Raw genomic sequence first — 25,577 nt, forward strand, 5'->3', positions numbered from 1 at the left:
TGAATCTCTAATCTATATGAAGAATGTTTAATTTTTACACTTGCTTCCTAAGCAGCAATATCAAACACCTGACGGCGCATTGCAGAAAATTGTTAATCATCCTGGTATTGATGCACATGAGCATATCCGGAAATGCCCAACAGCGTATCCCGTTGCCTATTACTCAGGAGCAGCTATCGCTTATCACAATCAGCGGGCGGCTGGTAGATGAAAAAAACAGGCCGGTAGTGGGTGGTACCGTAAGGGTAAAGAAGGGAAAGTCAGCCATCACGGATCGAAACGGCGCATTCATCATTGGCTGCTTCGACATTAAAGCAATGGTCCAGTTCAGTCATGTGGGTTTTCAGGAAAGATCATTGTCGGTCAAGTCCCTTGCTGAAAACCCCGTGGTAAAGCTGGAAACCGGCGTCAATACCCTCAGAGAATTCAGTATTGAAAGCAAGAAGACCGTGGGTACTAAGGTGGATCTGCAACATAAGGGGCATCTCAATCTCAGCCAGGTGTTGGAAGGAGCTGTTCCCGGGCTGACGCTCCGGAGAGGATCTCAGACAAATACAGGGGAATTAAAAGTATACACGGGCGTTGGAGTAATGAGCCTTGAAGAGTATTATAGGGAGCACCCACCAACTAGTTCTGCTGGATTTGGTGGTGCTTTGAGTGGTGGCAGACCAATATATCAGTCTTTCGAAGACTTTAAAAGGGCAGTGGAAAACGGGGACGTGCCCGATGTTAGTATTGGTGTTCAGGGTTCTGATCCAGAAGCTAACACGTATAAAGCAGAGAAGGTTACCAGCAGTACGGGCATTATACCAGAGTTACGAGGGGCCAACTCCTTTACTGGAGGAACATCCGGTATGGTGGTGGTAATCGATGGTTTTATCCGGGACGACTTTCCGGCAGACCTGCCTATGAACAATGTGGAGTCTGTTGAAGTTATCAGAGATCCCGAGGAATGTCTTAAGTGGGGACCCAAAGCCGCCGGTGGTGTAATTTTAATTACAACCAAGGCCCCTCAAAAAGGCAAGCCGCAAATCAGCTACAGCAGTAATTTTTACTATACGCCGGCGCCAGATATAAGCGCAGAGAAATTACGGCTGGCGTCCTCAGCTGATATACTGGATTACTACAAAGAAGCCTATGACAAAGGGATTGTGACTTATAAAACTTTTGCTACGCCTGGTTTTCTGTCTCCCGCTGAGAGGATCCTGGCCGATCTTTATAAGAAAACACTGACGCAGACGACATTCCAGCAAAAATGGGATTCGCTCGCGCTGCTCTCTAACCGAGAGCAAATGAAGCTGCTGCAACGGGACGGGCTCCAGCAGAATCATTCGCTGTCCGTTGCAATGGGGATGCGTAATTACAGCTTCACGGCAACAGGCCTCTGGAGCACGAACCGCAATCAGCAGATCAACGATAAAGCCCAAAGATTTGGCTTCAATATGAAGCATAACCTTTCCTTGTTAAAAAACACACTGAAAGTAGCCTTGATGACCGATTTCTATAATAACAAGACGGTGAATGGCACACTCAACAATATAGACTGGGATCCCTACCAGCTTCTGCTGGACCCGCAAGGTAAATATGTTTACAATTACAATGAAATTCCACCCAATGTGGGTGAGAAGATGATGGAGGCTGGGTATTTAAACAGCGGATACAATCCTTTGGAGGATGCACGATTAAATAACAGTACATCGAACCAGAATAACATTAATTCCAACCTGAACATTAACTGGAAACTGGCCAAAGGGCTCAACTGGTCCACGAATATCACCTACCAGTGGTCAGGAGTAAATAAAACCGAATACACAGCAGCGGCATCCAGCCAGGGAAGGACATTGATAAATCGATATGGAGAAAAGGTCACTGATAATAACTGGAATATTAAGGATGTTATTTTTCATATACCCAAAGGAGATATCCTGAAAAAAGGACAGAACAGTACAAAAATGTTCAACGTACGCACAGGATTAAGTTTTAACCATACATTCGGAACCGCCCATAGTCTGTCTGTTAGTATGGATGGCGGCGCCACCAATGTGGAAAATGCCGGTCTCCCTACATACACCTTTTACGGGTATGATCGGGCGACAGGCCACAGTCTACCCGTTTTAACCGGGCCAACCTCCAGTTTCTATAACTATCTTGGCAGTTCCATGGACGCTGCTCAATTGCTGGTACCTACGCTCGCCACTAATAGCTATAACAGAAGTATAACGATGAACGCCAGGGTGAACTACAGTTACCTCGACCGCTTTTTATTGGGAGCATCCTACTCCGGAATGTTCACTCCAAATTTGGGGGAATCTTCTGCCTATGCCTCAACTACCACGAAACGCATCAACGGTTCCTGGGATATCAAGCAGGAGCCTTTCTTTAAAGCGTCCTGGATCAGCAAGCTTGAAATGAGTGTCAGCGCTTCAGAAACCGGGGCCGCCCGCCTGCCGCCGGCGCTGATTAATGCCAACAGGCAATTGCAGCCCTTGTGGAATAATGCGGCAATTATCGTATCCAGCGTTAACAATACAGAATTAAGCGGTCAAACCTACAGTGAATTAAGGGGTGGGTTGAAAGTTGGCTTGTCCAAAAATCGTTTGATGCTATCTTTTGATTATACAAAGAATAAGGGTAACGCTTTGGGTCAATGGAATGGCCGTGCAATATATGACATCGCCGGTGAGCCCTGGTTCCGTTTTCCTGCTCTGAGCACGCTCAGAGTGGAAGCAACACTACAGAATATCAACCCCTACCAGGGCATGAATATCGTTACGGAGGCAAATTCACTTTCAAACGGTGGTGGATTCAACACGCCTGCCAACAATACACAGGGGACATTGCCGCCTACAATCATCAATAAAGAAATAAACCTGATCGTAGGTGCGTTGAATGACCGGTTCACGGCCGAATTGCGTTACTATAACAAAACCGTTGCTGGCCTTGCAAACGGAAATGCTCCTACAGACCCGGCTACAGGTTTGTCTTCCAAACTAAACTACAGCATAGCTGCCAACAAAGGGGTGGAAATGTTGATAAAGGCTGGGATCATCCGCCGTGGGAAAGTGGACTGGACGGTGACGGCAAATGCCGCCTATAATATCAACCAGGTGATCAGTGCGCCGCCCGTGGCCTTTACGCTAACCGACAGCTATCTGTCGGCCCAGCGTGATGGCTATAGCACAACGGGCCTCTGGGGATTTCGATGGGCAGGACTGGACACAACCGGCGCCCCCCGGGTCTATAATCAGAAAAACGAAAAGGTAACCAGGCCCGATTCTCTTTCGTTGGTATATCTGGGAACATCAGTGGCGCCCTGGTCCGGCGCGCTAAACCAGAGCTTGCGCTTCGGCCCTTTCTTTGCCAGTGTAAGAATGTTATTCCAATTCGGGCATATCATGAGAAGATATATGCCGGTACTGACTACAGAGCCAGACAGGAACATTGCCATCAGGGACCGTTGGCGAAAGCCGGGCGACGAGGCCTTTACAGACGTTGCGGCCATTGCCCAACCTAACCCCTTAAGGGAGTTGCTCATCAGGAATTCCAACAACAGCCTGATGCCGGCCGATAATGTGCGGCTGAGAGAAATCCAATTAGGTTATGAGGTCCCTCTTGGAAAACGCATAGAAAAGACCATCAAAAGCCTGACATGGTCTGCACAGGTATTGAACGTGGCAGTATGGACCTGGAACAAATATCACCTTGACCCTGAAAAGGTCAGCAACACAGGGGTAGTAAGCTCGCCCACGCCCATGCAATATGTGCTGAGTATGAATGCAAGTTTTTAACGCGAAAAAAATCACAATGCAAATGAAACCAACCTTCCGGCTCATACTTGTCATTTCACTGGTATTGCTGGTCAGCAGCTGCAAAAAATTTTTGAATGTACGGCCGGACAATACAACAAACCTTAATCCTCGCACCGTAAGCGATTTTGAGGAGATACTCAATAACAGTAACCTCGCAACCCCCAATTACATGCTGGCCGACTTCGCAAGCGACGATGTGTATCTTTCCGACTATGTGATGAATTCCGGGAATACAACAATGGCTTATTACATGAATACCTACGCCTGGGCGCCCATGGTGTGGCAGCCTTCCGATGACGACGCAATGTACAATGGCACCTACAAACTGATATTGCCGATGAATATCATCCTGGACAATATTGAAAAAGCTGATGGAGGTACAGGTGAACAAAAAGCTATCATAAAAGCGCAGGCCTGTATCAACCGGGCCTACTATTACCTTCAGCTGGCCAATATCTACGGACCCGACTACCAATCCGCCAGCGCGGGACAGGACCTTGCAGTTCCACTCGTACTTCACCCGGATGCCACAGAACAACCCAGGCGGAAGACGGTAAAGGAAGTCTATGATCAAATATTGACAGACCTTCAGCTGGCGATAAACACCCCCTCGCTCCCGGATTTTGGCGTGGATGTGATCCATCCCGGCAAGGCGGCGGCATATGCCATGCTGGCCAGGACTTACCTGTTGATGAGCGATTACGAAAAGGCGTTGGCGGCTGCGGACGGAGCGTTAAAAATCAAGAGTGTATTATTGAATTATGAAAGTACCGCCTACAAGCCATTTACCCTTAGAGATCAGGAAGAAAATCCTGAGGTGTTGCTGGCAAGGGTTTATATTGACCAATCATATGTTCGGCAGTTTAATGACGCTATATATGCCAGTGTATCCTTATCAGACCTCCTTGGTACCAAAGACCTGCGGTTTGTTGCCAACTTTGAGACATGGCCCACAAAAAACCACTTCAGGTATGAACAATATTCAGATAATAACATTCCCTCCATGCAATTCAATTACAGCCTTACTGTGGCTGAAATGATGCTCATTAAGGCTGAATGCCTGGCCAGGAAAGGAGCTGGGGAGAGTTCAGTGGCACTGTTAAATCAATTAAGGCAATCCCGGTTTAAAAAAGCAGACTATACCCCGTTAACTGTGTCTCCTGGTGAAGATGCTCTTACGCTCGTACTCAAGGAAAGAAGAAGAGAACTTTTCTTTCATGGCGGCCTGCGGTTGTTTGATCTTAAAAGACTGAACAGGGACCCAAGGTTCAAACAAGACCTTACAAGAGTGAATAGCAAAGACAGTGTGATAGCGACCCTTCCGGCCCTTTCGCCCAGATACCTGATGCCTTTTACGCCGAAGGTGATCGCCAACAATCCCGCCATCATTCAAAATCAAAGATAACGCCCAATGAAAGCTTCCAAATTAATAAATACTGTTATACCATCTGCCATCGTAATGGCAGGTAGCTATATATGTTTCAACGCTTGCAAAAAAGACAAGTCCCCGGTTAAGGATGAAGTGACCGCTTATGTGCTTGACAACCTGGCTGCTTCCGGCACTAATATAAATATACCCATAAACGATGGCGACAGCGTATCGCAAAGTATTGGCGCGTATACCCGGCGTTCCCCGACCTGCTTTCCTGTACTACTCACCGATCCAGCCAAGACAGATGTGGAGATAACCGCCTCCATAGATGAGAATCCCCGGTTGGGCCAGGTGTTTGACAGTATCTACAAGGCCGGAACTGCGCAGCTCTGGCCAGGAATGTTTACAATATTGGGAAATGACAAGGTAACTATCAAAGCGGGTCAAACAGCATCCACCGACTCCATCAAGGTGATATTAAAGGATATTTCCGGTATAAAGCAGCCAGGTTTATATATCATAACCATCCCTGTCAGGTTGAATACCAGTTCTCCGAATGCCCGCCTGAAAAGTAGCCTCATGTTTGGTCAATATAAAGTCATCGTGGTAAAATGAAAAAATCCTCTGATTTATCGGACTATATGAGATCGGAATTACGCTAGATACTTTTGACAATTTATAATGTATATTTAGGATTAGCCTGCTCATTCGAAACTCCACCATGTTTAAAGCATCTGCAGCCATAGCGGCGGCATCCGCGTTCTCTGGGAAAATAGCTATCAGCAGCAGATCAGCGGAGAAAACTGCCTGTTAGTTAGTTTGGCTCCAACTTTAGGCCGAAGGATTGACGATGCTGGCAATATTTATTCACCGAATATGGATCGCTATCTATTGTTTCGTAAAAATACGAATGGTGATATCTATTTTGAGGTTGTTGCTATGTGGTTTAATGGAAACCCGGAATATAAGCTATCAATATTAGTATTTGATAATAAAGGGGAATTTAAATCCAGCTTGCTATCTGATGGAAAAAAAGACTACCCCAGTAGTATTGAATTCTTAAACCACAATGGAAACCTCTCCAGGACTTTAGGAGGCACCTTATGCACAGAAACTGATTGGTATAGCTGCGTTTATTTCCATGGTATTAGTTTAGGTTGTAATTACAACTATACCACCAGGCAATGTTTAGATTTACCTGATGCTGGCGGAGGGATACCTTCCATTCCCAAGCCCGTGGGGAATCCGAAGTTTAGCTATACAGATATTGCTGCGCTTAGATTTACTCACTTTTATGTCAGCCCACCAGCGAATAGATTAATCCATGATCTGCCAAAGTATCTAAGTTGCTTTACGATTAACAATTCTTCCAATTATAGTGTAAGCGTCTGCGTTAAACAACCCATCCCAAACTCTCGCATCGTTATTTCCGACGCCTATGGGCACCGATCTCCCGCGGAACTTGATTTGCAAACACTAACAGTGGGCCATGCCTTCTTAACCTTTTCACAAACTTCTGCTGGTCTGCCTGCTGTCACAAGATCAGTAGGTTTTTATCCCGGCACTATGGTATCCTCATTTATTCCAGAAACGGAAGGCGCGGTTGCGGACAATTCAAATCTTCCGTATACAATTTCCGTTACCTTTAAGGTTTCAGCTGCTCAGTTCAAAACTATGTTAGATGCCTTTATGGCCCAGGTACGGGGACCTTATAACCTGAATTGGAATAATTGTACAACTGCGTGTATCGATGTAGTGAATACAGTAGGCTTAAAGATTCCCCGCACCGCCGGAACATGGCCTTTAGGCGGAGGTCCTAATCCCGCCGACCTTGGTGAAGATATGAGGAATTTTAACTCAGATAAAACTATAGCTAAAGTTCTAAACGGTGGGAAATCACCAGAAAATAGTGCACCTTGTAACTAATATAAAATCTACTATATGCATACCTTGATCTTTCTATTGATACTCTCCAACTTCCAAATACCAGCCGATGGTTGTGTGGATTGGCGCAAGGCCAAAAATCTCGATTTTTATAATCTACCTTCTAATAAATCAACAGAACAAACCAGTTGGGACGAAATATCTAAAATGCCTCATCTGCGAAACAATGAGGCGCTGAAAATTCTGCAAAACTCAGCTTGTAAAGACACCAAAAATTGCGACCTGGATGGACGAGTACTTGTTAGTCGTGGAATTTAAGGATGGAAAAAAAATAAAATTAAAAGTTAGCGGGTATGGAGGTTTTCTATATGAACCCAAAGGTCGGTTCTACTATGTTTCTAAATCAGATCAGGATAAATGGCAACAGATTATTTTAGCAATTACGAAATTAAAATAAAATTACATCCCGTCTTTTCTTTGTTTTAAAGTTCTTTAGCTTGTATCAGTGAAAGTGGCGGGTTATACCAGAGATGACAACATCCATTATTGGGAAAGTATTTCAAGCAAATATGGAGCTATGGAATAGCATGTATTGTATGGATCACCCCATGATGTGAATCAAACCCATTCGAGCTCAATTCAACTTTCAGTGTCCCATTATTTATGTTTGTTTAGTTTATTTAACATCCCCCACTTTTAAATTATTCCTTAATGCTTAAAGATTAGGTTGTTTACTTGGATAGCTCTAACTGTCAGATCTAATTACAATTTCTACCATAATTTTATCCGGCTATTTCATAAGTCGTGTTATCCCATTTATATTGGTTAGAGCAAGTGTACATTCGTACAGCGGAAATACATAAAGCATTTCATGGACAACTAGATAGGTTGACCCCTTTTTTTTTTATCTGTGTATAAAATATACCGCTTATCTTTGAAATGAAAAGACACCCTATTATTTAATCTTAACCCAAATCCTGTTCTTAACCCAAATCCAAACATTTTAAAATTTTCACTATGAAAAGACTCAATTCTCTTGGAGTTGTAATAGCTCTCCTATTTCTATCCATTTCATGCACAAAGGACAAAAACATTCCTAGCTCAGACATTGAATCGTTAAAGGCTCAATTAAAACAATTAAATAGCGCGCAGGTAACAGAAAATACTGCTATTACGGATATGTCCGCTCCCTTTATTAGCCAAATCGATCAAAAAAAACTTAGCCTCCTAACTAAGATAAACCGTATAATGGTACCTTGGGAAGGCCCATTTTATGTTACTGGAACATTACAATTAGTAGCTATAAATCAGAAAATTTTGATCACGAATACGGAGTCGCCTTTACCAACTGGATATTACTTCTGTAATGTTTATGCGCTTTCAAAAGAGGTGGATCTGCCCGCAGGGGCTCTTGCAAGAGTAGACGCAAACTTGATGACTAAAAATGGTTACTCAAATTGGACGACTAAAGAGATAGGGATTAAATTTGCTCAAGGAACCGGACCAACCAGTAATAAATTCGGTATGACAACTTATTCAGTCTTGCCAATGACTAATATTGTTGGCCAGTCTGTAAGTGCGCCTGCCTTACCTGCTGGGGATTTAACAGGTGTACAATTTGCCTATTCTTATGTTCTATAAAATTTAAGTCAAAAGCCAGATCCACATAACGATAAACCCGGATCTGGCTTTTGATTTTTATAAATGTATTTACCTCAACCTATAGCCCAAACTTAAATAAAACGCTAGTGACCTGGCTGCCATCGAGGTATACTGACTTTTAGCAACAGGTGAGAACGCCAGCAAATAAGAGCAATTTACACCGATTCGTAACCTATTGATATTTTCAGTGATACCAGCTTCGGTTTTACATCCCCAGTTGGCTCGTTGAGTGGAATAACCTGAATACATCTCCTTATTAAAAGCTCCTGAACCAACCAAAATATTCATATATGGCCCTGCTCCCAAATAAAGCTCGGTTTTGCGACTTTGAGTACGCACACGAAATGAAGTATTTAATTGGATGTAATTCCAACTCTGTTTATCGCGGTTTGTTGTATCCCCAATTGTAGGACTTTCTTTTCCCCCTAGCTTTAAAAATCCAATTTGACTTGAAAGATAAAAACATTTTTTCTCAAGATACTCCATCCCCAATAGTCCACTGTAAGAGCTAATTTGCCCAGGAAAAAGATCTACTTTCTTCCCTTTCAAACTATATATTGAAATTCCATTGTCAATTTTTAACGTTTGACAGTAGCAATTCCTGATAAAAAACAAACATGATAAAAATAGGGTTATTGTTTTCATAAAATTGTACCGGATTTAAGATTTATACTTTCAATAAGAAGATCATTTAATTTAATAACGGTCAAATAACGGGTTCTTGTCTGTAATATATCGATTTTTCACTACAGGGTTGACATATTAACTCCAAACGCACCATCAAAAATACTGATAAACACTCTATTGATTGTTTTTAAGTAAAATTAATGACCAAAATAGAAAAACTAATTTAAAGAGATTCCTATAATTATTTACATACTCAATTGTTCCTTATCTGATAATCAAATTCTATCACCTAACAAATCAGGTGCTCTATTCTGGATGATTTTTCCTACAACGCTCAATTGAATGCAAGTGCTACAAAAATCATCCAGAATAGAGCGCAAGCCCGCAGCGGATGTCGGGGTAATCTATTTTATACTCGCTTTCCTTCGAAGTTGCTTTGCATTCTCCTCTTTTTCATTTGCCAACTGTAATAATTCCAGCCTTTTTTGTAAATACTGTTCTTTTTTTATTATACTGTCTTTAAAGCGGTTTTGGTCAATGCTATAAATACAATCCACTTTATAAACAACACCCATAAAGCCCTTATCTGGCAAAAATTTCATTGATCGATACTTTATTTATACTGTACTTCTACCCCTTGCTTTAAGAGCATATCCGCTAACACTGATAGGCTACTGCTATGGGGTAATTGTTCATGAATTGCGTTGTATTTCGTAGCGGGTAGCTTCCTCGGCGCTTAAGGATTGGAGGTTAGTAATGGCTACTTCTTTTTTCACGGCAGGGATTAAACTAATATTTTTCTGTTAAAGCTTGTGCGACCTTCTTTCCGCTGTACCCTATCCAACTATCACGAATCGCCTTCCCTTTATTTCCTACAAAATTGGCTACTATATGCAGGTGCAGGTGTTTTCTGTCTGTGTGTTTGGCTATGACATACTGCGTATCTGACATATTCAACTTTTCAAGATACTCCTTTGCTATGATTCTCATCTGCTCATCTGTCAAAGATTCTCCGAGATAAAAACTTAATATCCCATGAAAGACGGCTTTACTCTTACCGGGTAGATCGCGCCTTTGCATTTCAAAATAATGGGCCATCAGGCGATAACTATAATCCCTCACACCTTCGGCCTCCAATGTCATAGCCCGACCTTCATCCTCACATACCGGCAGCTGCAATAAAAGCTACTACCGGTAATTACCTTACTTATCATCTTTCAACTGGTTTATGATCTGATCTAAAGTCTGTCGATATTGCTCAAAGAACACAATAGCAGATAAAAAACCTTGCTGGCGCGCTATCTTCACCATCTGATTTACATTGGATGCCATTCCTATTAGCTACCTCACTGCCTGTTTCTCCTCGCTGCTTTGCCACGCTTTAACCTGGCCCTTTAGGGCCATATACAGTGAGGGGTAACCCGCGGCAGCGGCTTTCTCCTTCACTGTAGCATATTCGGCTCCGGTGAATCGGAGGTCGGATTGCTGATCCCTCCGAACGGCTTTAGCCGGTCGGCCGCCCTTACTTTTGGACCTTTGCTCTAATCTCTCCATGTGATCTCCTTTTTTATCTTCGCTGCATTTCCCCCTTTGCGACCACCGGGAGCGAAGGGGCGAGCGGTTTTTGCGGAGCAAAAACACCGCTCGCTAACGGAGGGAAGATCCGTTAGACCTCCGCAACCGGCTGGCTTTGCCATCCGGTTTATCTCCGCATACATATAGCGAAGCAGCCTGTATTATCTCCCCGAACTGGTGGCAACACCGCCGGTTCAATCTCCGCAAGACAGATAGCAGCACTGTCTGTCTGGTCTTCGCAAAGGGGCAGCAAAGCTGAACGTTTAATCTCTGCTGTCTTGCTCGGGTTGTAATAGTTGCTGAATATCATTCCAGAGAAAAAATACACGGGATTTGATTTTGTGGCGTTTGAGCCTGCCACGTCTGATCCATTCGTAAATGGTGGGCTTAGTAACCTGGAATAGTTTGCAGACCTCTGCCAGCTTAAAAAGGGGCTTGTAGGTCAAGTCGGGAGTTTCATAAAGAGGTTCAGCGGGTCTGCTCCTTTCGGCATTTGGAACTTCCTCCCGGATAATGATTCTTACCCGTTGCCAAAACTGGTCGGGATCAAAGGGAAACCACATGGGGCTACAGCTTTTTCAATTTGCACATTTTCTTTCATACACTTACTGTTTTAGGCGACAAACATACGCCTGTGGGCAAGTTGAAAAAAACTACGTATACTTGCGGTTAGCTATTAACGCAAAAAGAGGGGCTTTATGCCCCTCTCAATTTCATTTCCAATCCATCCAGCAGTTTAATAGCTGGTGAGTGGCTCAGTTTCTCAAAGTAAACCTTTGCAACGGCTATGCCTTTCACCATTTCTGCTCGTTCCTTTGGCGTGAGAGTTTTGGGGTGAATAATCCTACGAAGATTTTCGTTAACGCTGTCATTATCCACACCAGTTAATTTGTTTATCATCTGAGCGGAAAACGCATCACTGGCGTTCCTTTCGACACCGGCTGTCTTGAATAAAGCATACAGAGTGACGGTAAGTGTCGGAATTTTCGATTGAGTTTTAGCGCTCTTGGTTTGTGGTGTTTCAATCTGTGCCAGTTTATGGTTTGCAATCAATGTTTCCAATTGCGGAAGAAAGGCTGATGAAAAGAAAGGCAAATAGACAAAAGGTATACTATACCAAAACTTATGCCCCCATCATAAATAGTACAGATAAATAAAGTAAATTAAAGTAAGGGCTAAATGGCAAAATAATAAGTAGTGCAATGCCGAACAATGATAGGAAGTGATAAAACACATGTCTATACCAATAATGAGCGATTAACTTCCTTCGTGTACCTTCAATAGTCCAACGGGAAGTAACTGCTGTTTGCTCATTGTGAATTGTACGCAGTTGTAACAGATTATAGCCCACATTAAGAGGGAGATCAAAAGTGGCAAAGGATGCCAAGCGCTGCAAAATCTTTTCCATAACACATATCCTTTTTTTCTTAAATTACAGAAAAGAAAATGCAAAATCAAGCTTTTTTTTGAAACCACCCCTATCATGATAATTTTAAAGACTGTAATATTGGATTACTTAACCAAAATTAACGACACGAGGAGGACAGTTCTATTCCCCCATAAGGAAAGAATACCTATGAACTTCATTCTGGCAGCAAATATCTATCATTTGCTAACTGTGTAGCAACTCTATCCCTGAACCAGAACCAAAGGAGAGAAGCAGTGAAATAGGCCACAATCGAAATTCGATCAATTACGCATTCAAATAATGTCGATCTTATGGAAACATTAGCCACAAATGAGCATCATCTACTTAGAGTTGATTCAGAATATCCGTTTACTTTTCCTTATAACAGAAGTATCTCACCCGCCTGCAAGCAATCCCGATTAACCGAGACGGAAAAGCGGAGTGATCGATATAATCAATTTTGAGTTATGACTATTCACCGCACTTCATTTTTCAATAACTATATAATGTAGAATTATTATGAATCCAAATGGACAGAGCGCAGCACATGATCTTCTAGGAAGGACGCTAAAGAATGGTTGGAAAGTTGTAAAAAGACTAGAAAAACCACCCGGATCTACAGGGGGCTTTTTTAGCGTATGCTATATTGTTGAAAATGAAGAAACCTCGGCTTTTTTGAAAGCTTTAAACTTTCAATCATTTTTTCAATTATTCAAAGGAACAGGAAAATCTATAGTAGACATTCTAACGGAACAGACTAATGCTTACAAGTTTGAAAAGGATCTTTTAATAAGATGCAAAAATAGCAAACTATCAAAAGTATCAATGATCCTGGATGAAGGGGAAGAAGAAGTAGAAGGTCATATAATTAGTAATGTGCCATATTTGATATTTGAAATGGCTGAAGGTGATATAAGAAGTCATTTAAACTTTAGTCAAGATGTTGATATTATATGGAAACTTAAATCCGTTCATAGTGTTGCTGTTGGACTTAAGCAACTCCACAGTATTGAAATTGGACATCAGGATTTAAAACCATCCAATATTCTTCTGTATGAAGAAAAAGGAATATCAAAGATAGGGGATTTGGGTCGGTCTCTTTGTAAAGACATACAAGCGCCTCATGAAGATGGAGGTGACTTTCCTGGGGATTTTACTTATGCCCCTCCTGAATTTCTCTACAGATACATCGACCCCAATTGGAATAATCGGGTTAAAGCTACGGATCTATATTTATTTGGCAGTTTAATTGTTTTCTATTTTACTGGCACCAATATGACTTCCCTTATTTCCAAAAATATGAATACCGACTTTAGATGGGATAAGTGGAATGGAAGCTTTTTTGATGTTAAAGATTACCTTATTGACGGATTTTACAAAGCTATTAGAGAGTTCAAAAATCATATATCGAATAAGCTATTAGCTGATGACCTTGGTTCCATATTGGAATATTGCTGTTTCCCATATCCGGAAAAACGTGGACACCCTAAAAATGCACAGACATTGAGAACTCAATATGATTTTGAAAGAATTATTAGCACTTTAGATTTATTATCAAGAAGAGCTATTTTTACGTTGAAATATAATTAATAAAATGATTGTTGAGATAAAAGAAAGAAGAGTTATTCCGAATTGGCGAGATTTTAAGAGAACGTGCCAATTAGGAGAACTAAATTTTACGAATAGTATTCCGTCTAACAAACGACTCAATTTTAATATTGATAGGGCGATTGCAGATTGGAAACGAGATGAAAATATAGGTAATGCAGCAGATCTAATAAACGCCGCATTCATTTCCGGCATTAATGATTCTCAGGAAATTAGGGAAGCTATCAACTTCATTCACCAAAATAAAAACGCGGCTTCACCAAGCTTATTGAGTTTAACAGCAAGAATTTTTCCAGAAAATATTCCTAATAATCAAACATCGCTCCTAGAATTAGATATTGAAACTGTCAATGGATTCAAAAATTTCATTAATAATAATACTTTGCACAAACTAATTCATAAAACCAAACTGATAACGCATAATGAGAGTCACAATCCTATTTCTTGGGTAGAACTCGCAAGACTTTACTCTATGGTTGGTCAGGAAGGCAAAGCGGAAAAAGCAATAAATATTGCCCTTTCGCTATCTCCTCACAACAGGTTCGTACTGAGATCAGCCACACGTCTTTTTATTCACAATGAAAAATTTGACAAGGCCTTATTTTTTTTAAGAAAGAGCGATCGAACCAAAGCTGATCCTTGGCTAACATCAGCACATATTGCAACTTCCTCAATGATGGAAAGATTTTCTCCTCTAATCAATTCTGGAAAGATGTTGCTTGCCTCAAACAATTTTTCAAATTATGACCTAACCGAACTTGCCAGTACAATAGGTACTTTGGAACTGAAAAATAGTTCTTTTAAAAATGCAAGACCATATATCGAAAAAGCCAAACTAGCGCCCAATGATAATAGCTTAGCACAACTTGAATGGTTATCAAAAGAAGATAATCGCTTACTTTTCAATCCGCAGAATTTTACTAATGTAGTTAATCCTTTTGAAGCTTTCGCTATAGATCATCTTCAAAAAGGCAACTGGAAGGAAGCGTTCACCAATTGTCTAAAATGGTTTCTTGATATACCCTACTCTAAAAGACCAGTTCAACTTGGAGCATATATCGCGGGCTCTTTGCTTGATGATATCGAAACAGCAATTACCCTCTTACAAGCGGGGATAAAAGCAAACCCTAACGATCCTGTTATTTTAAACAATCTCATCTACTATCATATAATTTCAAATGATACAAAGTCTGCTGAGCTATATCTTAATAATCTAAAAAGTATAAATGTTCAAAATTTATCAGATGAAAATAAAGTAATGCTTCTTGCTACATTTGGTTTAGTTGCTTTTAGAACCTCTCAAAATAAGAAAGGTGAAGAATTGTATGAAAGAGCTATTAGTAGTGCTGAACCACTAAAAACTAAATACATGAAAATATCTGCCACTTTGAACTATGCTCGAGAATTAATTATTAGCAACTCCAGTAAAAAGGATATATATATTAAATTAATCTCTGAAATGGAAATAGATTCTGATTACAAGGATTTAATTTATGTACAGAAAAAAATTCTATCCCAACTTAAATAATATACTACTATAAAATCCCATAAACTCCGCTAGAATCATAAAAAAATAATTCTATGACTCAAACTACGAATGTTGTAATTTAGTAACGATAAGTCAACCCAAATAAAACGGATCAAGTTTTCAACTTGATCCAATAAAACCAAGTAAACGAGAATCGTGCAATCATACTTTGATAGACTATCAAATAGACCAAAACAACAAAGCCCGCGACCAGCGCAGGCTTTGAAAATTTCCAGTGATCCCCTTGGAAGTAGCACGTATCTTCTCAATGCCTTGTAAAATCTGTGTTTGATAGTGGCGAGCGTTTATTGCTAACCGTAATGCTGACCTGATTACGTGTAACCGTTATAGTCAGGAGTAATGATAGGTGAAGATAAAAAATAAGGTTATAATATCCCAAGGAAAGCAACCACAATATTTTTTAATTAATTTATTACAGAGTTCGTACCGCTGCCTTCACACTAATAAGTCCAATATGGCTTTTTCATAACTATGAGCAATACCACCTGGGTTCCCCATGCATAGGTAGTTTATATTAAAATTAATTAAAACATTTAAAGCTGGAAAAACAAATACTAATCGCAAGTAATTTAATTGAAGTGAATACCTCCCTCAGATAAATATTGAAATCCTTTCATTATATTTTTATTGGATTCAAGTTCCAACTCAGTATCTGAATTAACATAAGCCAACATACCCTGGAAAGTCCCAATTTTAGCCCAAATAACAGGGAAATTATTATCAATTATTAGAATTTCTTGAAGTAGGTTGATGCATAACGGCAGTTGTTCAACGTAAATAGCATCAATTATAGATTCTCCTTTAGGAATATGTTTTTGAATTTCGCATCTTGTCATTAAATGGAACGGGTTATTAGGGTCTAATTCAGCTAAACATTCTTCAAGGTATTTAATGACATCATCATTCAAATTGTCTCTAATAATACTTTTTACAGTTTCGTAATTATACCCTGTTTCCACTGCCTTCACTTTATTTTTTAATTTATCAATCGCATTACGTATTGAATCCAACTTAACTTGGCTATCCTGTTCTGGAAAAGCTATATATGCTTCTTCAACATACGGCAAAATCTGGATAATATACTTGTACGTGAAGTCAAATTTCAAAGTTTCATAATTATTATAAGGAAAATAAGGATTTTGATGAATCGACTTGAAAATACTTTCCAAAGCAGGTATTATTAGTTTCTGCTTAAACATAGATATGCTTTTTAATCTTGTAGTAAACCCCAACCAATAAGCACAAAAATTTAATATTTTCTGTTTAGAAATTTCCGAAACAAGGTGGCTTTTATCTTTGACAGATACTATATTTCTTTCAACATCTTGTAACATAAACATCAATTCCTGGTGAAAATTGTCATTTATAATATGATCTACATAACAAAGGGATAAAGCTAGCATGTAAATAGTGAGTATCAGATCAACCTTCATATTTCCGGCCAAATTTTTCTCATTGTTGATAGTATTAATTAGCTCTTCGCAATAATCAAGTGGAAGAGGGTTTGCAAATTTCGAGTTATTAAAATAAACTTTTGCAACCAAGTTTTCATCAGATATACTTTTTATAAAATATATAGAAGATAATTGAGCACGTGTCTGTGCCTTTCTTTCTAAAAACTTGTTAAATCGTTCATACCCTAGTAGCGCTGGTAGAAATTTGGGAATGTTGAATAACTCAAGAGTAATGATTTTTAATTTATAAGCTGTCGAATCTTTAGTGAATCCTTGAACTATTTTTTCAATTTGCACATTTATATGCGCTGCCTCAAGATCTGTAAATAAATAATCATTCTCTTTGGCTGTGTAACAAGGTCCAATGTAAATATCATAAAAATTCCTCCTCGCCTTGTTACGTTCCATAATCATTAAAGCAAGGTTTACGGCCACCATTTCGACTATGCAAATGATTAATATCTGCTTGAAGTTTAAAATGTTTAAGTTGGTTAGGTACCAAAAGAAAATGATGCTAAATGTTACCAGAAGTAATATAACTCCCCAAGACCGCAATAGTAAGCGTAATGAATACATGATATACTCCCTTAATATTATTGTTAGTCTTTTGGGCAAAAAAATTGAGACAACTAAAGCTCCAATTGCTACAATAAATTGTTGATAAATCTCCTTCATACTTGATTTATTGACTATAGTCCCCTTAATTCAAAAACCTCTTACAAGTAAATTTATACTAGAGGGTAATTGTCTTCTATTCATGAAAGAAAAAGAAAAATGTTAATTCAAATTAAATACACTGGTTATTTCTCTACTATAATGCCTTACTAAAGAATCAATGTAGCCTAAAACACCCAATATTTTAGAATTGTATTTGCTGTCCATTAATTAGTTAATATGGGGTTTGATTGGGGCGAATTAAGCTCATGTACATACGAAAATAAGAAATGTTGTATGTATAACAAAATTGCACCTTTATATACGAAATAAACTTAGCTATCGTGATACTATTGGGTTAAAACGGTATAGCCAGCTATGTTTTGGTAATACCAAAACCCTTAAACTTTTCATGCTAACGCATTCAAAATCTATTGACAGGAAACTATAATACAAAAATGGCGCAAGAAGAATCAAGCGCCATTATTGCTCAAAATGAGCACTACCAATGTTTACTTTTCCTTGACCCCGAAAATGTAGGTAAATAGGCCATTAGTGACCTCCTCCGCAATCTCACGCATCTTCTCTTTCTCAGCTCTACTTAAAGCCTGTATTAGCCGACCGGTTTATCTCCGCATACAGGTTGCGAAGCTGCCTGTATAATCTCCCCCGAACAGGTGGCAACGCCGCCGGTTCAATCTTCGCAAACGGGTAACAAGGCTACACATTCTATTTTCCCTCCTATCTGCATAAGCCACCAAATTCTCAAATCTCCACTCAGTAAAAAATATTTATTTATATTTAACGGGTAAACCTCAATCCACTATAAAATGATTGCCTGTGAATAATTTAACATCTTGTCCAAATTGCGGCGCCAAAATAAAGGATGGCGTATTCAGTAGCAATTTCCTTATGAGTGACGTAAAATCCGAATTAATAGCGGAAGTAAACAACTCGCCTAAAATTACGGGATGTAGCAAATGCCTTTCTGATACATACGAACAGGCATTTAGCAAATTTGTGGCTAACCGGAAGAAGATTCAGGATGAAATACTAGAGCATATTAAAAATGTCCCTGTGATTACCACACATAGCCCATTTAACTGGGATTACAAGGTATTGGGCTTAGTGACTGGCCAAAGTACAACTGGCACAGGTCTCTTTACAGAAGTCGGGGCCTCTTGGACGGATTTTTTTGGAATGCAATCCCAAGCATATAACAAGAAAATAGCCAGCGGAGAGGAACTATGCCTCCAACAAATCAGGTCCAAAGCCGTGAGGGTGGGTGGCAATGCAGTTATTGCAGTTGATATTGATTACTCTGAAATGGGAGGGGAAAAAGGCATGATCATGGTTTGCATGTCCGGTACTGTGGTAAAATTGAATAACTTGGAAGTCCTTGACCAGTATAAAGTTGAATCAATAAAGAAGATATCGTTTCTGGCTGACAAACTGCATGCTTCCAATAATAAATATGCGGAAATACTTGAAAAGTTTAATTAAAGCACTGTAAAGAAACTATTACACATCTCTTCCTCCCTAGATAGTTGGAAAAGATGCTTAATTATACAAAACACAGGTGCCTTATGAACAGATGTTTTTTCCGATGCGGCCAAATAGAGAACCGCCGTTGCAAAAAACATCTATTCATAAGGCACCAGCCCGCGGCAGCGACACCAGGTTAAACCATCCGCTGCAATCCTACTCCAGGAGCAGCCAACCGATCCCGCAAAGCCCGCATATTATTGCTGACCTTCTGCTGCGTGATCTTGGCGTAAATCTGCGTTGTACGGATACATTTATGCCCTAACATCTGGCTCACCGTTTCAATCGGAACATCATTCTCAAGCGTCACCGTGGTAGCAAAAGTATGTCGGGCGGTATGTGTGGTTAAATGCTTTTTAATGCCGCATACAATAGCTATTTCTTGCAGATAGGCATTATACCGCTGGTTACTATTAACCGGCAACAAACGGCTGTATGCCTTGCAATACAAGCTTTCTTTGTACCGGTCTATTATCTCCAATGGGATAGGTAAAAGCGGTACACGTTCCGCTGTGTGGGTTTTCATCCTGTCTTTCATAATCCACCTTTCGCCGTCAATTCCAATGACGAGATTATCAGGTGTAAGGTGCAGTACATCTGTGTAAGCATAGCCAGTAAAGCAACAGAACAAATAAATATCCCTCACCTCTGCCAATCGTGGAATCAGCTCTTTATTATACAAGGACATAATTTCATCCATTGTAAGCCGTTCCCGTTGCGGTTCTTCATAGCTGCATTTAAACCCGCTCAATGGGCTAACGACTAACCAACCCTGATCCACAGCCAATTTGAGCATCTGTTTTAAAATCTTTACGTACTTCATGGCGGTGTTGGCCCCTATCCCCTGCACGGTGGTGAGGAAGTGTTCAAAATCCGGGGCAAAAGAAAAACGAATCTCAGAAAGGGGCTTATCAGAAACATGAAAATGAGCTTTCAGGAAGGCTACCACCTTCTCTTTCGTAATCTCAAAGCGTTTCAGCGTCCGTCCGGACTTCATGCCGGCTTTCACCTTCTCTGCAAACCGACGGTTATGGAAATCTATCACTTCGCATAATGTGCGCGAGTGTTCCGTAATTCCTGAAAAGGAATTTTTCACGGATTGAGCGGTCACCATTGAACCCGATGTAATTAAATGGCTGTAATGCTTGTGTAAATTGGCTTTCAGGGTGAGTAACTGCCGGTTAATCGCCTGCGCTTCTTCTGAATTTCCTTTTACGGATTGTGTAGCAGCGTTCCATAATGAGGGTGTTACATACTGATACGTGGAAAGTTCTGCACGTTTGCCGTCTACGCTGAGAGGCAGATAAATAGCGGGCTTATTGTTTTTAGAGCGGCTTTTATTAAGCCAGAAAAGAACAGAAAAACTGGTCATACAACACTTGTTTTAAGTTAACCAAAATTGTTTCAATTTCACTTATCCTGACATCACTTAACGTTGGTCAAACGCAACACGGTGCAGCATTTGGGGCCTGTGACGGTTAGCACAATTTAATAATTCTATTGCTAACCGCAACGCTCACTTTTCTATCCTTACTTATCTTTTCACAATTTTACCACTAAAAGCAAAAAAACCTTGTAGAATCAGCTTCTACAAGGTTTTAATTACTTCAGAGTATTTACTTTTACTCCTGATGGTGATCCCCTTGGGACTCGAACCCAAGACCCATACATTAAAAGTGTATTGCTCTACCAACTGAGCTAGGGAATCATTCCCGCTAAACGGGAGCGCAAAAGTATGAATTAATTTAAAACTTCCAAATACTTTTATAAAAAAATACTAACTAACACGTATACACGCTTGCCGATTTCCTATCTTTATATCTATGGCAACTCCTAAAGAACTACCCGAACTTTTCTTTGAAACCCAGGAGCAATGGGAAAAATGGCTGGCAAAGAACCATGCCAAAGAAGATGGCGTATGGCTCCGCATGTATAAAAAAGATACAAAAATCCCTTCCATTAATTATGCCCAGGCGCTGGATGAAGCGCTGTGCTATGGCTGGATCGACGGGCAATCCAAGTCCATTGACGAAAAATGTTTCAAACAGAAATTTACACCGCGACGGGCTAAGAGCATCTGGTCAGAAAGAAACACCAAACATATTGAGCGCCTTACCAAAGAAGGGAAAATGAAGCCGGCCGGTATTCACCAGGTGGAGCTGGCAAAGGCCGATGGCCGATGGGAGAAGGCGTATGCTACGCAGAGCGAGGCCACTGTTCCCGAAGATTTTATGGCGGCGCTGAAAAAGAACAAAAAGGCAGCGGCTTTTTTCGAAACGCTGAATAAGCAGAATAAGTTCGCTATTTATTTCCGGTTGCAGAATGCGAAAAAAGCGGAAACACGGGCTAAGCGCATTGTTGATTTTATAGCAAAACTGGAACGGCACGAGAAATTTCACTAACGGCCGCTCCAGCTGTAAAGGAATTATATCATACCATTGTTATGCGGTATGGTGGCAGGGATGGCCTGCCTCACCTGCCAGTGTTCGGCCAGCAGGCTGTTTTCCAACCGGAATATATCATAATATACCGCTGCTGCAGTAGAGGATTGTACCATTACAAAATTCCCCTCTCCTATAACGCGGTGTACTTCCACATCCTGTGAAGGCAAAGGTGAATGTGATTGGTAACCCGGCTGTAGCAGCGCCTTATCCGGCTGCCGGAAGTACTGCGCTATAATTGCCTTATTAGAGGCCGTCAGGTGCAGATCCCTTATTTCAGCGGCTCCTTCCGTAACGGCATTTTCCTGCGTGGCATCCCAATGCTCGGCCAGCTTCCCGTTTTCAAGGCGATAAAGATCCACAACCGCCACGTTTTTACCCATAAATGCTACATCCATGTGCAGCATTACATAGTTGCCGTCTGCAATGGTGCGCACTACAGGGCTTCTGGCGGATGCCGGCGCGGGGTACTGCTTCAGTTGTTCCACGGCTTCCAGCAAACCGGCTTTGCCGTCTTTTACCATGGGGCTGTGCTGGATATAAGAATCATGAACGTAGGTATCTATAACAGAAGTGTTGCGCTCCCCTATGAGGTGCTTCAGTGCGGCCAATACAATGGCCTTATTGTATGATGACATAAAAAATAAACTGGTTAATAAAAAAATACAGGAATAGCAGGGAAAGAAAACTCAGTTCCTTTCCGGGGAGTTCCGGTGTTGGGTAACCGGAAGAAGATATGTGATGAGAATAATGATGATGTAAACCTACTATTTTCCGGGATATTCAGCGGTAATTAATTGGGGCTTGATAAAAAAAGCGCGCCGGGGTGATCCGGCGCGCTTTTAAAAACTTATGTAATTTACCCCATTGCATTGCTGTAAATACCATTGGCCTCTGCTTTTGCTTTGCGTGCATAATCACGCATGGTGCCGGCAGTTTTATTTACAGTATCGCGGGCATCTTCGATTAAATCATGTCCCTGTTGACGTTTCCTGAGATATAAGATAACCAGGGAGGCGGCAGTACCTACCGCTGCTGCTGCAAACAATATCTTTTTCATATACCAGTTTTTAGTCCGGGTAATGAAATCCAATAGTCATGCCAACAGCGGCATACACAACCGTTAGAAAACTTCCTTTCCAAATGGCGTGAAACTAAGGCTCATCAGCTTAAAATGCTGCCGGCCCCAGGGAATGCCAATAATGGTAATGCAAAGCAACAAGCCAAAAAACAGGTGGGTAAGGGCTATCCAAACACCGCCTATCAGGATCCAGATAATGTTGAAGATAGTTGACAGGCAACCGGTTTGCCCCGGCGCCTCTCTCACCTGCCGCCCGAAAGGCAGCAGCGTAAAGAGGCCAATCTTAAAACATTGTAACCCAAACGGGATACCAATGATGGTAAGACAAAGCAGCAAGCCGCTCACCATATACTGTACAAAGGCGATAAAGCCGCCGAAAATAAGCCAGATGATGTTACCTATTAAGTTCATCTTTCAAATGTAAAAAGGTTAAAGGATATTTGGAGAGCCCTTTATAATTCTTTTTTCTCCGGCAAAAGTTACCCCGCCATTACCATTCATCCGGGTGCACATGGAAAAATAATGAACGGAAATCCTTTATTCCAGCTATCTTCACCGGGATAGGAATAATGCTGTTCCTATAAGCACTCCTCTTTTGCAACAGGCCTTTGACACATTAATAAACAGCTTCATCGAAAGCAAGGTAGGTATCTCAGAAAATTTTTTAAGCAGTGAGCTTTCCGGCAGCTTAAAGGAAAACCTGTTACATCTTCATTCCCTGAAAAATATGCTGGCAGCGGGAACCGGCAATCAAGCACAGGTGAACCAGGACAGATCCGTTCGAGGGGATGTTATTTATTGGCTCGACAGGCAGCACAACAACGCGCATGAAAATGCTTTTTTTGATGTGATGGATGCCTTTGTGGTTTATTTGAACCAGTCGTGCTACACAGGCATCACCGGGTATGAGTTCCATTACACCCTGTATGAAACAGGGAGCTTTTACCGCAGGCACCTGGACCAGTTTCGGAACAACGACAGCCGCCAGTACTCTATGATCATTTACCTCAATACCGGCTGGCAGCCCGCCGATGGAGGCCAGTTATCCATTTATCATACAGAAGGCAATGCGCAACAGATAGACCCCAGCGCAGGGAAAACCGTTTTCTTTAAAAGCTGCGAGCTGGAACACGAAGTGCTGCTTACACACAAGCCCAGGATGAGTATTACCGGCTGGTTGAAGCGTTAAGCCATCCCATAACTTCCTGATAGCACCGGGGTACATATATAGCTCCTGATAGCTCCAATACAGGATTTACCCTGTGCCTGCAATCATATTCTCATTTAATAATATTAGAGCAAACTCCTATTAACCGGAAATATACCATTCTGATGTTCCACCTGCATAAATATTATTCAAATATTTGAATACCAATATATTGTCAATATTTCTCCATCTATCTATATTAATATTATAATAAAATATATATACTAATAAAATCAACAGATAACATAAATTTTAGCCAGTTTGTAAAAAATTTTATGAATTAAGTAAATTAATCTTCTACTTTTATACTTAAGTATACTGATCGATCAACCAAAAAAGTACTTAAGTACATTATTCAATTTTTAATTACTTATTTTATGAAATTGTCAGCCACTTTTACCTTCATACTTGCTATTGCTCCCTTTATTGCCAAAGCCGAAAACAACGATCCCCCGAAAAAGAAAAAGAGAGGCGGTTACTTAATTGAGCTTCCCGCCTCTTTAAATACCAGCACCGACAGTGCTAAAGCCATCACCCTTTTCCAGGCATCTGAACTGCCGTTTAAACCATCTATCCAGGTAGGCGCAATTGTACATATGTTCGCCTCCGGGGAACAAACCGGGTTTGGCGCTCCCAGCAACGATAAAACGGCGAAAGACTGGAACAAGGGCTTTTCCATTTACCGGGCCAGGGTACTGGTAGGCGGTCAGCTTACCAAAAAAGCCAGCTTCTTTATAGAAACGGAAATACCTTCTCCTATCGGTATCCAATCAAACGGGGAAAAGAATGTGAAGGTATCGCCCATCATCCTGGACGCACAGCTGGAATATACTTTCACCAACGCATTCCAGCTCATAGCAGGTATGCAGCTGGTATCCAACAACCGTAACGGCTTACAGGGCGCTGCCGGGTTAATGGCCAACGACTTCACCTACTTCCAGTATCCTTATAACCTGTTTGCCAACAGTCCGCTGCAGGGGAATTTCGGACGTGACCTCGGTATCAACGCCCGCGGGTTCCTCGCAAACGATAAACTGGAATACCGGCTCGGCGTTTTCACTGGCCGTAATGTAGATGGCGGCGCCCCCCTCCGTACGGTAGGCCGCGTAGCCTACAACTTCCTGGATGCGGAAAAGGACTTTTATTACGCAGGCACCAAACTGGGCAACGGCAAAACCCTGGCATGGGGCGCCGGCTTCGACGCACAGGCCTCTTATTACAATCTCAGCACGGATGTGTTTTTTGACCACCCGCTCGGCAATGCCGGCTCCGTTACACTCAACGCAGCCTTCCAGTACATGACCGGCGGCACCAGCCTGGATTCCAAATACTCCTTTGCTACCCTCATTCCCAAACAAACGGTTCAGTTCCTGGAGCTCGGCTACTACTTCAAAAAGTCGAAACTCCAACCCTGGATCCGTTACGAGAACCAGGACGTAAACGCAGAAGCCGCACAAACCGGCGCCGTAAAGCCTGCCAACTTTGATAAGCTAAACTCCAGCACCGTTATGGGTGGAGGGCTCAACTACTTTTTCAATGGCACCGGTACCAACCTGCGCCTCTCCTACACTACCCGTACCTACAATGTAGCCACTGCTATACCAGACGACTATACGAAAAAAACATTCGGCCAGGTATGGCTCCAGGCCCAGTTCTTCATCTTCTAATGCACAAACATTCATTCATCTTCTTTATAAAATA

Annotated in this window: 24 protein-coding genes and 1 tRNA gene; 12 read left to right on the forward strand and 13 right to left on the reverse strand. The window is 41.3% G+C overall.

Translation table 11 applies throughout. From position 1 onward, the window contains the following. Positions 1-116 precede the first annotated feature (116 nt). The 6 genes from ABIE50_RS25210 to ABIE50_RS25235 all read left to right on the forward strand — a co-directional run bounded on the left by ABIE50_RS25210 (position 117) and on the right by ABIE50_RS25235 (position 8,706). Positions 117-3,788 (forward strand): SusC/RagA family TonB-linked outer membrane protein, encoded by a 3,672-nt coding sequence (locus ABIE50_RS25210; RefSeq protein WP_209858375.1) that lies wholly within the window; start codon positions 117-119, stop codon positions 3,786-3,788. 22 nt (positions 3,789-3,810) lie between these two features. Beyond that, the gene (locus ABIE50_RS25215) at positions 3,811-5,214 is read left to right on the forward strand and encodes a RagB/SusD family nutrient uptake outer membrane protein (RefSeq protein WP_209858373.1); all 1,404 of its coding nucleotides are present in this window, start codon (positions 3,811-3,813) and stop codon (positions 5,212-5,214) included. A 6-nt stretch (positions 5,215-5,220) separates the two neighbouring features. Continuing rightward, positions 5,221-5,796, forward strand: a complete 576-nt coding sequence (locus ABIE50_RS25220; protein ID WP_209858364.1) for a hypothetical protein — start codon at positions 5,221-5,223, stop codon at positions 5,794-5,796. A 261-nt stretch (positions 5,797-6,057) separates the two neighbouring features. After that, positions 6,058-7,107 carry a hypothetical protein gene (locus tag ABIE50_RS25225; RefSeq protein ID WP_354028170.1) on the forward strand — a complete coding sequence of 350 codons (1,050 nt, stop codon included), beginning with the start codon at positions 6,058-6,060 and terminating at the stop codon, positions 7,105-7,107. Positions 7,108-7,122: 15 nt separating this feature from the next. Next, entirely contained in the window at positions 7,123-7,383 is a 261-nt protein-coding gene (locus ABIE50_RS25230; protein WP_209865011.1) for a hypothetical protein, read from the forward strand. 699 nt (positions 7,384-8,082) lie between these two features. Then, on the forward strand, positions 8,083-8,706 hold the full coding sequence (locus ABIE50_RS25235; RefSeq protein ID WP_209865014.1) for a hypothetical protein: 624 nt from the start codon (positions 8,083-8,085) through the stop codon (positions 8,704-8,706). Positions 8,707-8,775: 69 nt separating this feature from the next. Here the strand turns inward: ABIE50_RS25235 and ABIE50_RS25240 are convergent, their stop codons facing one another. The 7 genes from ABIE50_RS25240 to ABIE50_RS25270 all read right to left on the reverse strand — a co-directional run bounded on the left by ABIE50_RS25240 (position 8,776) and on the right by ABIE50_RS25270 (position 12,337). Then, entirely contained in the window at positions 8,776-9,372 is a 597-nt protein-coding gene (locus ABIE50_RS25240) for an outer membrane beta-barrel protein (protein ID WP_209865017.1), read from the reverse strand. Between the two features lie 386 nt (positions 9,373-9,758). Then, entirely contained in the window at positions 9,759-9,956 is a 198-nt protein-coding gene (locus ABIE50_RS25245) for a hypothetical protein (protein ID WP_209865020.1), read from the reverse strand. Positions 9,957-10,143: 187 nt separating this feature from the next. Next, a complete protein-coding gene (locus ABIE50_RS25250; RefSeq protein WP_209865023.1) occupies positions 10,144-10,497 on the reverse strand; it encodes a relaxase/mobilization nuclease domain-containing protein in 354 nt (117 codons plus the stop codon). 198 nt (positions 10,498-10,695) lie between these two features. Then, the gene (locus ABIE50_RS25255) at positions 10,696-10,908 is read right to left on the reverse strand and encodes a hypothetical protein (RefSeq protein WP_209865026.1); all 213 of its coding nucleotides are present in this window, start codon (positions 10,906-10,908) and stop codon (positions 10,696-10,698) included. A 284-nt stretch (positions 10,909-11,192) separates the two neighbouring features. Further along, positions 11,193-11,492 (reverse strand): helix-turn-helix domain-containing protein, encoded by a 300-nt coding sequence (locus ABIE50_RS25260; RefSeq protein ID WP_209865028.1) that lies wholly within the window; start codon positions 11,490-11,492, stop codon positions 11,193-11,195. A 133-nt stretch (positions 11,493-11,625) separates the two neighbouring features. Next, complete coding sequence (locus tag ABIE50_RS25265; protein ID WP_209865031.1) at positions 11,626-12,024, reverse strand: hypothetical protein; 399 nt, start codon at positions 12,022-12,024, stop codon at positions 11,626-11,628. Between the two features lie 28 nt (positions 12,025-12,052). Beyond that, complete coding sequence (locus ABIE50_RS25270; protein ID WP_209865034.1) at positions 12,053-12,337, reverse strand: hypothetical protein; 285 nt, start codon at positions 12,335-12,337, stop codon at positions 12,053-12,055. Between the two features lie 519 nt (positions 12,338-12,856). Here ABIE50_RS25270 and ABIE50_RS25275 point away from each other — a divergent pair. Further along, entirely contained in the window at positions 12,857-13,927 is a 1,071-nt protein-coding gene (locus ABIE50_RS25275; RefSeq protein WP_209865037.1) for a protein kinase domain-containing protein, read from the forward strand. Positions 13,928-13,931: 4 nt separating this feature from the next. Further along, complete coding sequence (locus ABIE50_RS25280) at positions 13,932-15,473, forward strand: tetratricopeptide repeat protein (RefSeq protein ID WP_209865040.1); 1,542 nt, start codon at positions 13,932-13,934, stop codon at positions 15,471-15,473. Positions 15,474-16,063: 590 nt separating this feature from the next. Here the strand turns inward: ABIE50_RS25280 and ABIE50_RS25285 are convergent. Next, entirely contained in the window at positions 16,064-17,623 is a 1,560-nt protein-coding gene (locus tag ABIE50_RS25285; protein ID WP_209865041.1) for a hypothetical protein, read from the reverse strand. An 819-nt stretch (positions 17,624-18,442) separates the two neighbouring features. Here ABIE50_RS25285 and ABIE50_RS25290 point away from each other — a divergent pair. Beyond that, the gene (locus ABIE50_RS25290; protein WP_209865044.1) at positions 18,443-19,105 is read left to right on the forward strand and encodes a heavy metal-binding domain-containing protein; all 663 of its coding nucleotides are present in this window, start codon (positions 18,443-18,445) and stop codon (positions 19,103-19,105) included. Positions 19,106-19,283: 178 nt separating this feature from the next. On the opposite strand, the gene ABIE50_RS25295 is transcribed toward ABIE50_RS25290, so the two are convergent. Further along, positions 19,284-20,519 carry a site-specific integrase gene (locus ABIE50_RS25295; RefSeq protein ID WP_209865047.1) on the reverse strand — a complete coding sequence of 412 codons (1,236 nt, stop codon included), beginning with the start codon at positions 20,517-20,519 and terminating at the stop codon, positions 19,284-19,286. 260 nt (positions 20,520-20,779) lie between these two features. Beyond that, positions 20,780-20,855 (reverse strand) — tRNA-Lys (locus ABIE50_RS25300). A gap of 115 nt (positions 20,856-20,970) precedes the next feature. Here ABIE50_RS25300 and ABIE50_RS25305 point away from each other — a divergent pair. Next, positions 20,971-21,549 (forward strand): YdeI/OmpD-associated family protein, encoded by a 579-nt coding sequence (locus ABIE50_RS25305; RefSeq protein ID WP_209865051.1) that lies wholly within the window; start codon positions 20,971-20,973, stop codon positions 21,547-21,549. 23 nt (positions 21,550-21,572) lie between these two features. Here ABIE50_RS25305 and ABIE50_RS25310 read toward each other — a convergent pair whose 3' ends face one another. The 3 genes from ABIE50_RS25310 to ABIE50_RS25320 all read right to left on the reverse strand — a co-directional run bounded on the left by ABIE50_RS25310 (position 21,573) and on the right by ABIE50_RS25320 (position 23,080). Then, the gene (locus ABIE50_RS25310) at positions 21,573-22,226 is read right to left on the reverse strand and encodes a nuclear transport factor 2 family protein (RefSeq protein WP_209865054.1); all 654 of its coding nucleotides are present in this window, start codon (positions 22,224-22,226) and stop codon (positions 21,573-21,575) included. A 221-nt stretch (positions 22,227-22,447) separates the two neighbouring features. Beyond that, positions 22,448-22,648: a hypothetical protein gene (locus ABIE50_RS25315; RefSeq protein WP_209865057.1), complete on the reverse strand. Its 201-nt coding sequence runs from the start codon at positions 22,646-22,648 to the stop codon at positions 22,448-22,450. Between the two features lie 63 nt (positions 22,649-22,711). Then, a complete protein-coding gene (locus ABIE50_RS25320) occupies positions 22,712-23,080 on the reverse strand; it encodes a YccF domain-containing protein (RefSeq protein WP_142687899.1) in 369 nt (122 codons plus the stop codon). Between the two features lie 184 nt (positions 23,081-23,264). On the opposite strand from ABIE50_RS25320, the gene ABIE50_RS25325 reads away from it, so the two are divergent. Beyond that, a complete protein-coding gene (locus tag ABIE50_RS25325) occupies positions 23,265-23,858 on the forward strand; it encodes a 2OG-Fe(II) oxygenase (RefSeq protein ID WP_209865060.1) in 594 nt (197 codons plus the stop codon). Between the two features lie 395 nt (positions 23,859-24,253). Beyond that, the gene (locus ABIE50_RS25330; RefSeq protein WP_209865063.1) at positions 24,254-25,543 is read left to right on the forward strand and encodes a porin family protein; all 1,290 of its coding nucleotides are present in this window, start codon (positions 24,254-24,256) and stop codon (positions 25,541-25,543) included. Positions 25,544-25,577: the final 34 nt, after the last annotated feature.

The organism is Chitinophaga sp. OAE865 (assembly GCF_040546735.1).
In the GTDB taxonomy this organism is placed as follows: Bacteria; Bacteroidota; Bacteroidia; order Chitinophagales; family Chitinophagaceae; genus Chitinophaga; species Chitinophaga polysaccharea_A.

What these genes read in the sequence shown, in the direction of transcription:
- ABIE50_RS25210 (WP_209858375.1), top strand. Translation starts at nt 117, where the DNA reads ATGAGCATATCCGGAAATGCCCAACAGCGTATCCCGTTGCCTATTACT.
- ABIE50_RS25215 (WP_209858373.1), top strand. Translation starts at nt 3,811, where the DNA reads ATGAAACCAACCTTCCGGCTCATACTTGTCATTTCACTGGTATTGCTG.
- ABIE50_RS25220 (WP_209858364.1), top strand. Translation starts at nt 5,221, where the DNA reads ATGAAAGCTTCCAAATTAATAAATACTGTTATACCATCTGCCATCGTA.
- ABIE50_RS25225 (WP_354028170.1), top strand. Translation starts at nt 6,058, where the DNA reads ATGGATCGCTATCTATTGTTTCGTAAAAATACGAATGGTGATATCTAT.
- ABIE50_RS25230 (WP_209865011.1), top strand. Translation starts at nt 7,123, where the DNA reads ATGCATACCTTGATCTTTCTATTGATACTCTCCAACTTCCAAATACCA.
- ABIE50_RS25235 (WP_209865014.1), top strand. Translation starts at nt 8,083, where the DNA reads ATGAAAAGACTCAATTCTCTTGGAGTTGTAATAGCTCTCCTATTTCTA.
- ABIE50_RS25240 (WP_209865017.1), bottom strand. Translation starts at nt 9,372, where the DNA reads ATGAAAACAATAACCCTATTTTTATCATGTTTGTTTTTTATCAGGAAT.
- ABIE50_RS25245 (WP_209865020.1), bottom strand. Translation starts at nt 9,956, where the DNA reads ATGAAATTTTTGCCAGATAAGGGCTTTATGGGTGTTGTTTATAAAGTG.
- ABIE50_RS25250 (WP_209865023.1), bottom strand. Translation starts at nt 10,497, where the DNA reads ATGACATTGGAGGCCGAAGGTGTGAGGGATTATAGTTATCGCCTGATG.
- ABIE50_RS25255 (WP_209865026.1), bottom strand. Translation starts at nt 10,908, where the DNA reads ATGGAGAGATTAGAGCAAAGGTCCAAAAGTAAGGGCGGCCGACCGGCT.
- ABIE50_RS25260 (WP_209865028.1), bottom strand. Translation starts at nt 11,492, where the DNA reads ATGTGGTTTCCCTTTGATCCCGACCAGTTTTGGCAACGGGTAAGAATC.
- ABIE50_RS25270 (WP_209865034.1), bottom strand. Translation starts at nt 12,337, where the DNA reads ATGGAAAAGATTTTGCAGCGCTTGGCATCCTTTGCCACTTTTGATCTC.
- ABIE50_RS25275 (WP_209865037.1), top strand. Translation starts at nt 12,857, where the DNA reads ATGAATCCAAATGGACAGAGCGCAGCACATGATCTTCTAGGAAGGACG.
- ABIE50_RS25280 (WP_209865040.1), top strand. Translation starts at nt 13,932, where the DNA reads ATGATTGTTGAGATAAAAGAAAGAAGAGTTATTCCGAATTGGCGAGAT.
- ABIE50_RS25285 (WP_209865041.1), bottom strand. Translation starts at nt 17,623, where the DNA reads ATGAAGGAGATTTATCAACAATTTATTGTAGCAATTGGAGCTTTAGTT.
- ABIE50_RS25295 (WP_209865047.1), bottom strand. Translation starts at nt 20,519, where the DNA reads ATGACCAGTTTTTCTGTTCTTTTCTGGCTTAATAAAAGCCGCTCTAAA.
- ABIE50_RS25305 (WP_209865051.1), top strand. Translation starts at nt 20,971, where the DNA reads ATGGCAACTCCTAAAGAACTACCCGAACTTTTCTTTGAAACCCAGGAG.
- ABIE50_RS25310 (WP_209865054.1), bottom strand. Translation starts at nt 22,226, where the DNA reads ATGTCATCATACAATAAGGCCATTGTATTGGCCGCACTGAAGCACCTC.
- ABIE50_RS25315 (WP_209865057.1), bottom strand. Translation starts at nt 22,648, where the DNA reads ATGAAAAAGATATTGTTTGCAGCAGCAGCGGTAGGTACTGCCGCCTCC.
- ABIE50_RS25320 (WP_142687899.1), bottom strand. Translation starts at nt 23,080, where the DNA reads ATGAACTTAATAGGTAACATCATCTGGCTTATTTTCGGCGGCTTTATC.
- ABIE50_RS25330 (WP_209865063.1), top strand. Translation starts at nt 24,254, where the DNA reads ATGAAATTGTCAGCCACTTTTACCTTCATACTTGCTATTGCTCCCTTT.